This is a genomic window from Psychrobacter sp. NC44, assembly GCF_904846655.1.
GTDB lineage: Bacteria > Pseudomonadota > Gammaproteobacteria > Pseudomonadales > Moraxellaceae > Psychrobacter.
The window spans coordinates 50,889-59,559 of the sequence record NZ_CAJHBN010000018.1; the positions used below are offsets into that span (position 1 = coordinate 50,889).

At 42.6% G+C, this 8,671-nt stretch carries 7 protein-coding genes; 2 read left to right on the plus strand and 5 right to left on the minus strand.

All coding sequences use genetic code 11. The annotated features are described in order from the left end of the window. Positions 1 to 251 precede the first annotated feature (251 nt). Positions 252 to 1,451, minus strand: a complete 1,200-nt coding sequence (locus JMX95_RS12085; protein ID WP_170108259.1) for an MFS transporter — start codon at positions 1,449 to 1,451, stop codon at positions 252 to 254. A 412-nt stretch (positions 1,452 to 1,863) separates the two neighbouring features. Between JMX95_RS12085 and JMX95_RS12090 the strand changes: the two genes are divergently transcribed. After that, on the plus strand, positions 1,864 to 2,853 hold the full coding sequence (locus tag JMX95_RS12090) for a dienelactone hydrolase family protein (protein WP_109590052.1): 990 nt from the start codon (positions 1,864 to 1,866) through the stop codon (positions 2,851 to 2,853). A 136-nt stretch (positions 2,854 to 2,989) separates the two neighbouring features. Here JMX95_RS12090 and JMX95_RS12095 read toward each other — a convergent pair whose 3' ends face one another. Next, the gene (locus JMX95_RS12095; protein ID WP_227676062.1) at positions 2,990 to 3,781 is read right to left on the minus strand and encodes an ankyrin repeat domain-containing protein; all 792 of its coding nucleotides are present in this window, start codon (positions 3,779 to 3,781) and stop codon (positions 2,990 to 2,992) included. A gap of 301 nt (positions 3,782 to 4,082) precedes the next feature. Here JMX95_RS12095 and JMX95_RS12100 point away from each other — a divergent pair, with 301 nt between their 5' ends. Next, positions 4,083 to 4,829 carry a hypothetical protein gene (locus JMX95_RS12100; RefSeq protein ID WP_109590054.1) on the plus strand — a complete coding sequence of 249 codons (747 nt, stop codon included), beginning with the start codon at positions 4,083 to 4,085 and terminating at the stop codon, positions 4,827 to 4,829. Positions 4,830 to 4,923: 94 nt separating this feature from the next. Here JMX95_RS12100 and JMX95_RS12105 read toward each other — a convergent pair whose 3' ends face one another. From JMX95_RS12105 to JMX95_RS12115, 3 genes are all read right to left on the minus strand, one after another. Next, positions 4,924 to 5,433, minus strand: coding sequence for an Rrf2 family transcriptional regulator (locus tag JMX95_RS12105; protein ID WP_087815879.1), 510 nt, complete (start codon positions 5,431 to 5,433; stop codon positions 4,924 to 4,926). Positions 5,434 to 5,701: 268 nt separating this feature from the next. Further along, positions 5,702 to 6,943 carry an NnrS family protein gene (locus tag JMX95_RS12110; protein WP_087815877.1) on the minus strand — a complete coding sequence of 414 codons (1,242 nt, stop codon included), beginning with the start codon at positions 6,941 to 6,943 and terminating at the stop codon, positions 5,702 to 5,704. 199 nt (positions 6,944 to 7,142) lie between these two features. Beyond that, on the minus strand, positions 7,143 to 8,546 hold the full coding sequence (locus JMX95_RS12115; RefSeq protein ID WP_109590056.1) for a DASH family cryptochrome: 1,404 nt from the start codon (positions 8,544 to 8,546) through the stop codon (positions 7,143 to 7,145). Positions 8,547 to 8,671 lie beyond the last annotated feature (125 nt).

The following is an 8,671-nucleotide window of genomic DNA, read 5'->3' on the forward strand; positions in this document are numbered from 1 at the left end:
TGGTCATGCGGATAAGTTATTATGCGGGTGAATCATGGATAATTGATGGCACGCAGTTCTAGTTATTTTAGCTTTTACTTATAAAAAATTGGCTGTTTAAAAAGTGATAGTGGCTAACATTATTAATAGAATTATTAAGGTGTATTGAACAGGCTATATCGATAGTAAGAAAAAATCGACGCTATGTAAAGCAACCTTACGTAAACATCCTAAGCTGCAATAGCTTGATGAAAATTGCTCAAAAACAGCCATCAAGCCGCGCGTGATTTTGTTTTAATCATGCCAAAACTGGCAACCAGTAATGCCAAAATCTGTACAAATAAGAGCAGCCATACTGTGAGCGACCACTGCCCGCGCGCATAAGCCATACCGCATAACCACGCACCCATCGTACCGCCAGCATAATACCCCATGTAATATAAACCAGACGCCAATGAGCGCCCTTTTTTAACATTGACGGCGATATAACTGATGGTAGCAGCTTGGGTGATAAAGACACCTGAGGACATAATAGCAAGACCAATAATAATGCCCCATAACGGCGTTACTAGCGTTAACAGCACCCCAATCATAGAAACGAAAACAGCCACGCGCACTGTGCGCGCTGAACCAAAGCGACGTAGCAAGGTCGTCGACAATGGCGTGATGACAACGCCTATCAAATAAACGGCAAAAATATTGGCAAGCGCACCCGTATTCAACTCATATGGCGTCTTAGCAAGATGTAGATTGATAAAGGTAAAACAACCCACGAGTGAGAATAAAACACACGCTCCTAGCAGACAAGCCGTCACCACATAACGATTGGTTAGATGCTCACCGAGCGTCTGCATCGCGGAACGAAAATTCGGATTGGCCACAAACTGCTGTGACGATGGCAGCATTTTGCCGACCCACAGCGCACCGATAAGGGTCATCGCTGCCATCACATAATAGCCTGCACGCCAGCCGATAAGCTCGTGCAAATGCCCAAGCAAAAATCGCCCCATGAAGCCGCCAAGTACCGAGCCTGAGACATAGAACGACATCAGTTCTGTGACAGCGCGTCCCTCAAACTCTTCACCGATATAAGCAATCGTCACCACGGTAATGCCCGGTACAGACAACCCTTGCATAAACCGCCACATACCCATCCAACCAATACTCGGACTTTGGGCAATTAAAGCAGTTGGTATCGCTAAAAATAATAATGCGCCAACGATAAAGGATTTACGCCCCACAGCGTCAGACAGCATGCCCAAGAATGGCGACATAATAGCAATCGCCATCACCGTTGCACCGACGATCATGCCAGCTTGCACCTCAGTTGCAGACAGGTCTACCATTAATACGGGCAAAATGGCCTGAATAGAATACACTTGCAAAAAAGCAAACATCCCAATCAAGCCAATGGTGAGTTTTAAGACCCACGATGTTGCATTATTGATTGGTGTAGATAGAGGTTCTGGCATATTATTTTGGGATTTACTGATGGTATTTTTCACAGGGATACAGGCTATGTTGGACGCGGATGATCTGGCGTGAGTAATAGAAATAGGACGATAATAGCTGAAATAATGACGAAAACAATGATGACAATAATGGCTGATGCTAGGGATAGCCGTCAGGTATGATTTTAGCACACCAAATACCAGACTCTGGTTTCGGTGTGTTATCGGTATTGCTTTATTGATGCTTAGGGTCTGTTGAACACTAAAAATTGCTGCTTTGTATACTGCGTAGGTGACGTATATTTTTGACAGCAAGCAGATTACTGTCTACTATTATTTTGATCTATTATATATAAATGCGATCTACAAAAACTTATACCCACAAAATATAACCTGCGGCAAAATCCAACTCACCTATAGCAGACTCTCTATCATGCCCAAATACCCTTTTTATTCGCAATGGATTGTCGCTATAGGTGCATTGGTTTTTTCTATAAGTGCGTCGGCAGTTACGTTAGACGAAGTAGCCGCAACTAACAAGCTCACAATTAAAGAGCAATCGACCAAAATAGTATCAACCCCGATAGCGTCAGCGGTTGTAATAACATCGTCTGTATCAGCACCAGCCGTGCCGTCAAACTGTATCGCCGACAGTATTATTACAGCGGCTAATCTTTCAGATACGCGTGATAAAGGGCCTTTTTCGGTGGCCAAAAAACCCGTTCCTCGTCAGTTAGCCAACGGCTTTGGTGGCGGAACTATTTATTATCCAACCAATGCAGGCGGCTGTGGTCTGTTAGGCGGAATCGCAGTAGTACCGGGTTATGTGTCCTACGAATCTTCTATTAAATGGTGGGGGCCGCGTTTGGCATCTTGGGGATTTGTGGTTATTACCATCGATACCAACTCCATTTATGATGACCCAGAGAGCCGTGCGGCGCAGTTAAGTGCCGCGCTTGATCATATGCTTCGTGACAATACGGTAGGCGCTCAGATAGATAGTACACGCTTGGGTGCTATTGGCTGGTCAATGGGCGGCGGCGGCGCGCTCCAGCTAGCGACAAAACGTCAGACGGTTCGAGCGATTATTCCGCAAACGCCCTATCACGATAAAGACTATGGCGAAATGAACACGCCTGCTTTATTCATTACTTGCCAAAATGACCGTATTGCCTCAAATAAAAAATACAGCAGTCGTTTTTATGATAAGGCTACAGGCGCAAAAATGAAGATTGAGATAAAGAACGGTAGCCATTTTTGTCCAAGTTATCGTTTTAATGAGATATTACTGAGCAAGCCCGGTATTGCTTGGATGCATCGCTATATTAATGGCGATACCCGCTTTGATCAGTTTTTATGTAGTAACGACAACTATGGCAACAATCCTCGTATATCCGCTTACGACTATAAAAACTGCTCATAAACGAGGCACTCATGAGAAAAGCACTGATAAACTAGACACTTATAAACGATCCGCTGGTCAACGTCTGACTTAGGAGCGCTTAGCATAGAAAAAGGCTACCGAAATGGCAGCCTTTTTTATAAAATCATTAACGCAATTATTCACAGCTCGCTTTGCCAGTGCGATGATTAACGGCACCATTGGCGGCTAATAGCTTTTGCATATCAACCAAATCTCGCGAACACGCATATGAATAGGCACCTTGATTATATGAGCCCATTTTTTTGTCTTTGGTCGTTGCCACTAGATTTGGATTAGCACCTTGCGCCAATAAATAGTTGACAGTTTCAAGGCGATTATTACTAGCTGCAACCATAATCAAGGTTTCACCATCACTTTCTACCGTCTGATCATTTAAGTCCACAGGCGCTTTTTCATTCAATAACGTATGTACTTTTTTGACAATATTGGTATTTTTTCCCAGTACAGCAGATTTCATGACGTTATAAACATCACCGTCATCTTTAGCATAGATATCAGCACCTTTGCTGACTAAGTAATCGACCACATCTTCATAGCCGATAAAAGCAGCCCAGCCTAACGCCGTTTGGTTAAGGCTACCTGTATCTTTAACTTCTAAGTCTTGACCATTGTTAACCATGTATTTGACCGTGGCTAGATCACCATGTTTTACGGCGTCAAACCAAGTAGCATCTGCACCTGTGGAGGGTTTGTCATAAAACACACGCCAAGAAAGTTTGTTTTGATTGGCAAGATCAAAATTCTCAGTAGTGCTGAAACGAAAACCCACTTGTGGGACTGGTGCGGTTTGAGCAGCTTGGATAGTGTCAATTTTAGTGACGCTGTTATCATTGTTTAGGCTTGAGCAACCTGCTAATAACATCGTTGCCATAACCGCTGATGCGCTCATTTTTCCAAAAAATCTCATGACTCAACCTTCAAATACAAATTAAATAGTGAGAGATATTATACAGATTCATTAAATAATAATCTATAAATTATAAGCTATGAATGACAATGACCCTCGAGTAATATAGGCTTATATCCGACTTTAACGTTATACACTGAACCTAACAATCAACATCTTTTTTATAACAGACTTTAGGTACATGACTCACCATAATAAGATATCAATTATAATAAGTTGTCATCTACTGATAAGAAATATTCATTATTAAAATTGCTGAGACATTAAAAAACTCGAATAAAAACACTAAGGAATAATTTCAATGACCGATAAAATTCATGATTTAGGGGCAGGATTTTGGAATATACGCGGATCTTTTCGCATTGGCGGTGTTCTAAACATTGGCACTCAGTGCTCACTTATACAGTTAAACTCAGGAAAGTTTATATTTTTGGATAGTTATTCATTGACTGGTGACGTACGCGATGAGGTGATGGCATTAACCAATAATGGTCAAGATGTCGAAGCAGTACTGAACGTCCACCCATTCCATACGGTGCACTGTGCACAAATGGCAAAAGACTTCCCGCAGGCGACCTTTTATGGCAGTCGCCGCCACCATAAAAAAGTACCTGAAGTACAATGGGCAGATGACTTGGTTGAAAGCGATGCGGTCGCCAAGCGTTACCCTGAGCTTAAGTTCTCAATGTCACAAGGCATCCACTATATCTCACCCAATGAGATGATTCATGCAGGCTCACTATTAGCCTATCATCCTGCCAGTCAAAGCTTGCACGTCGATGATACCTTTATGAGTCCACCGATGAAGTTATTAGAGGCGATATTACCTGAACTGATACTGCACCCAACGACCAAAAAAGCGCTAAAAAATGAGCCCGATGCAGGCAAGCAATACTGCGATTGGGCAAGCAATTTGGCACATGAATGGCGCGATGCGCGTAATTTCTGCGCCGCACATTCCTATTTAGTGACATTCAATGACGGTGAATTTGAAGTGGCGCTATTAAAAGCCATTGATAAAGCCCGTCCAAAATTAGAAAAAGCTTAATTGACCGTATAATCTCACATTAGAAGCATAACAAAGGGAGTGACCAAGATGGTCGCTCCCTTTTTTGCAATGACGCCATCAACATCAAAAGTTATTAACGAAACAATAAAGACGCTAGCTCATCTTCGTTATTGATGATATCTGCCAAGGTATAGCGCTCAAGGACGTTAATAAATGCCGTTAATGCTTCAAAGAATACACTTTTTAGTTGGCATGCTGGGCTAATGACACAGCCTCTAGCGTTATTTGTCGTTTCATCAATAAGCGTAATAGGCAAACCAGTCTGTCGACCATCACTACTCTTATCATTCGCGGGTGTCGCAAAACACTCGACCAAATCAAAGTCCGGCTCTATTTTTTTAATTAATACACCCAAATTGATGTCTTTTGGCGCACGAGCCAAACGTATACCACCATTTTTACCACGCACACTTTCTATATAACCAAGCTGACCCAACTGATGAATAATCTTGGTCAAATGACTTTTAGAAATGCCATAACTGTCGGCAATATCACTGATATTTGCAAGTAATGGCGGCTCTGGTCTCACTGCCAAGTAAATCAATGAGCGCAGCGCATAATCGCTATAATTGGTCAATCGCATTTATTTGCGCTCCTATTTTATATAAATCTTTCAAATATGTATCAGCTTAAATTTTAGCAATGTAACTCTATAAGTTTGAAAATGAGGGTCTTGAAAAGTCAGTGTCTCAAACAAACGGTATTTCAAACAAACAGTGTCTGGAAAACAAAGGTCTTAAAACCTTATAACATTTGCAAAATAATCTACTTAAAAATATCAACAATCAGTCGATAGACTTGGATAAATACCCTATTATTTTGGCGATAGCATTATAACGGCTCTACAGGCTCTAACCAAACAAACCATCAGGTCTAGGACGTGCCAGCATCGGCAAATAACTGATGCAAAATAGCACGAAGCAAGCAATCCACGCCCCTTGGGCAATCATGATCCATAATAGATAGTGACTCATATCGGCAAGCGGCAACAGCACGCGACTGACAAATGCCAATACCATCAGACCATACATAATATTCACCGTCTTGGGCGGCTGATGAATGCTGCGTCCCGTATGACCAAGCGATACCCGCGTCATCATCGCTACGGTCATCATACCAACGCCTGCAATGGCAAGCCCATGCATCGCAATACTATGAGTATAGCCCAACCATGGTTGCAGCGCATACAGCAGAAAACTCAAACACATGCCCAAAAATGCAACATATAATGACCAAAGCAATGGCTTTTGCCAGATACCGCGATGATACCAGCCTACCAAACGGACGATATTAACCACTGCTACGCCAAGCGCCGTAATAGTCAGCAGATACTGATTAGGATAAAACAAGTCACTGATAAAAAACGCTAAGAAAAACAATAAACTCGCAATATCCTGTACTTTACTATTGCGCAACTTGATGACTTCCGTCGTTCCAAGACTCAGACCACGTTCAATAAAGAATGGCACCACGCGGCGACCAATGGTCAGCACCAAACCGATAATTAAATAAAACCCTAGATAAATACCTATTTTAGTCATACTCATATCGGCATTGATAATACCCCAGTAGCAGATTCCATTGCCAACGGTCAATAATGCCAGTTTCGCTAAGATACCCATTTGCTTATACTGCTTGACCTGTAATACCGCTCGACATATCACAAATGCCATCGAAGCGATAAACAATAAGTCAAATACTGCGGCGATATATAACAACGATATACTGCTACCCGCAACCGTCATACCAAGCCCAAAACCTGCCCAGCTCAAACGTGCCAGCAGCCAACAGCCAAATATAGCCAGCAGCTTATAACCATGCGGCATCATTACCCCTGTCCACGTCTTCACTGCCGTGAGGAGAAATCCTGCAATGACCGCCAAGGCATAACCATAGACCATCTCATGACCGTGCCAATACAATGGGTTCAGTGCTTGTGCGTCAATATCTGTATGACCAGTAAATACAAAAGACCATAGCAGCATCGTTATCACGGCAAATAGCGCGGCAGCACTAAAAAATATTCGAAAGCTCAAATTCAGAATAGGATGCGGAGAGCTGGGCGGCTTGCTGGGTAAGTTGATCGATTGCATGGCAGTCTTCTTAGAAGCATGTGAATAAAGTTTAACCTAAAGATTCATTTTAGATGAATATTATGAGTTATACAATAGTGATAATTTTATAACTCATTATAACGGTTTGCTATTAGCATAAAAAATAACCGCTAATAAGACTATTAAGCGGTTTAGAACGTGCTATTTAGTATTGGTGCTCTAAAATCCATAAACTGCTTTAACTTACATGACCGCCTTGCCATTTATCAATGAACTCACCATTGGGATCGTATTGCTGGGTTTGCTTACAAAGATTAAATTGCCGACATCCTCTTGGATCAGCGCCTACGCCCGCTAGATATTGCCAATTCCCCCAATTACTCGCGACATCATAATCGATAAGATGCTGCTCAAAATAGGTTGCACCGTAACGCCAGTCTAAACCCAGCTCATGAATAAAGCAGCTAGCAACGATTTGTCTGCCACGATTGGACATATACCCTGTTTGCTTTAGCTGATTCATGCAGGCATTGACGATAGGATATGGCGTGCTGCCATTCTGCCATTGCTGCAAACGCTGATCGTCAAAATGAGTAGCTGGTAATTCATGACCAATGCCCTTAAACAAAAATAGATTGCTACCATGTTCAATCGCATACCAATAAAAATACTCGCGCCACAGCAGCTCAAACCATATCCAATACGTTGACTCATTGGCGATAATCTCACGCTCATAATGACGTAAGCGATTCAATAGTATTTTCACAGACAAGCAACCATTTGCCAGCCAAGGCGAGAATTTAGTGGAATGCGTCCAGTCATCCAGTGCATTACGTGTGGTTTTATAAGTGCGCGGCGCAGCAGAATCGAAATAGTGAGTTAAATGAATCATTGCATTTGTTTCACCACCTTTAAAACTAAGCGCTTGCTCATCAGATGGTTGTGTTTTAAAAAGGTATTTACTATGCGCTATCAACGCATCAGGCATTGGCGGTAGCGACTTTGGCGTAGGAAAAACAGCCACCTCTTCGTCAGCATTCAATAAATCATGGCTTGCTTCAACCTTTTTGCGAAACTGGGTAAAGCTTTTGGGCAGGTCTTGTGTCGGTAAATCAGCAAATAGCGTATGGGTTGATTGCCTGTGCCATATTATCTGTGGATATTTGCTCTGCAAGGCAGCATAGCCTTTATTTTGATTATAATCTGCCGTGTGGCTGACACAGATATCGGTGACTTGTTGCTGCTCAATGAGCTGGCATAACTGAGTAAAGGCGTTTAAGGCAGACTCCACCTTATCTTGTGACAACTGACTCTTTGATGAATAGCTTGGCGACAGATACAGCAATCGATTACCAAGGCGCTGAAGCGATCGATCCAAATCAGCCAAGCTCTCAGACAAGAACTGCTGACGAGCAGCGCCCATCTCATTAAAGTGGTAAGCTTGACGGCTCTCTTTCGGTTCAATGCAATCAGCCAAAAAACCAGCATAGATAAGCATCAGGTTGCCTTGATTACTTTTAGTCAATGTCGCCGCTTTGACTAACGTTTCATTGTCCTCTATGCGCAAATCGTTATGAAATAAGACCAATACCGCTTTTTTGACTGACTTATTTGATGCATTGTCTAATTGGTGATTTGACATGCTCTCGATTCCCAAGTAGTTAAACGCGCTCACTTGAAGCTGAGTCTAAACTTTGACTTCCTCCCCGCCCTCAAAGGAGGGGGATTCCTACTAAAGACGGCCAAGCCCGACCGCGAGAATGTTTT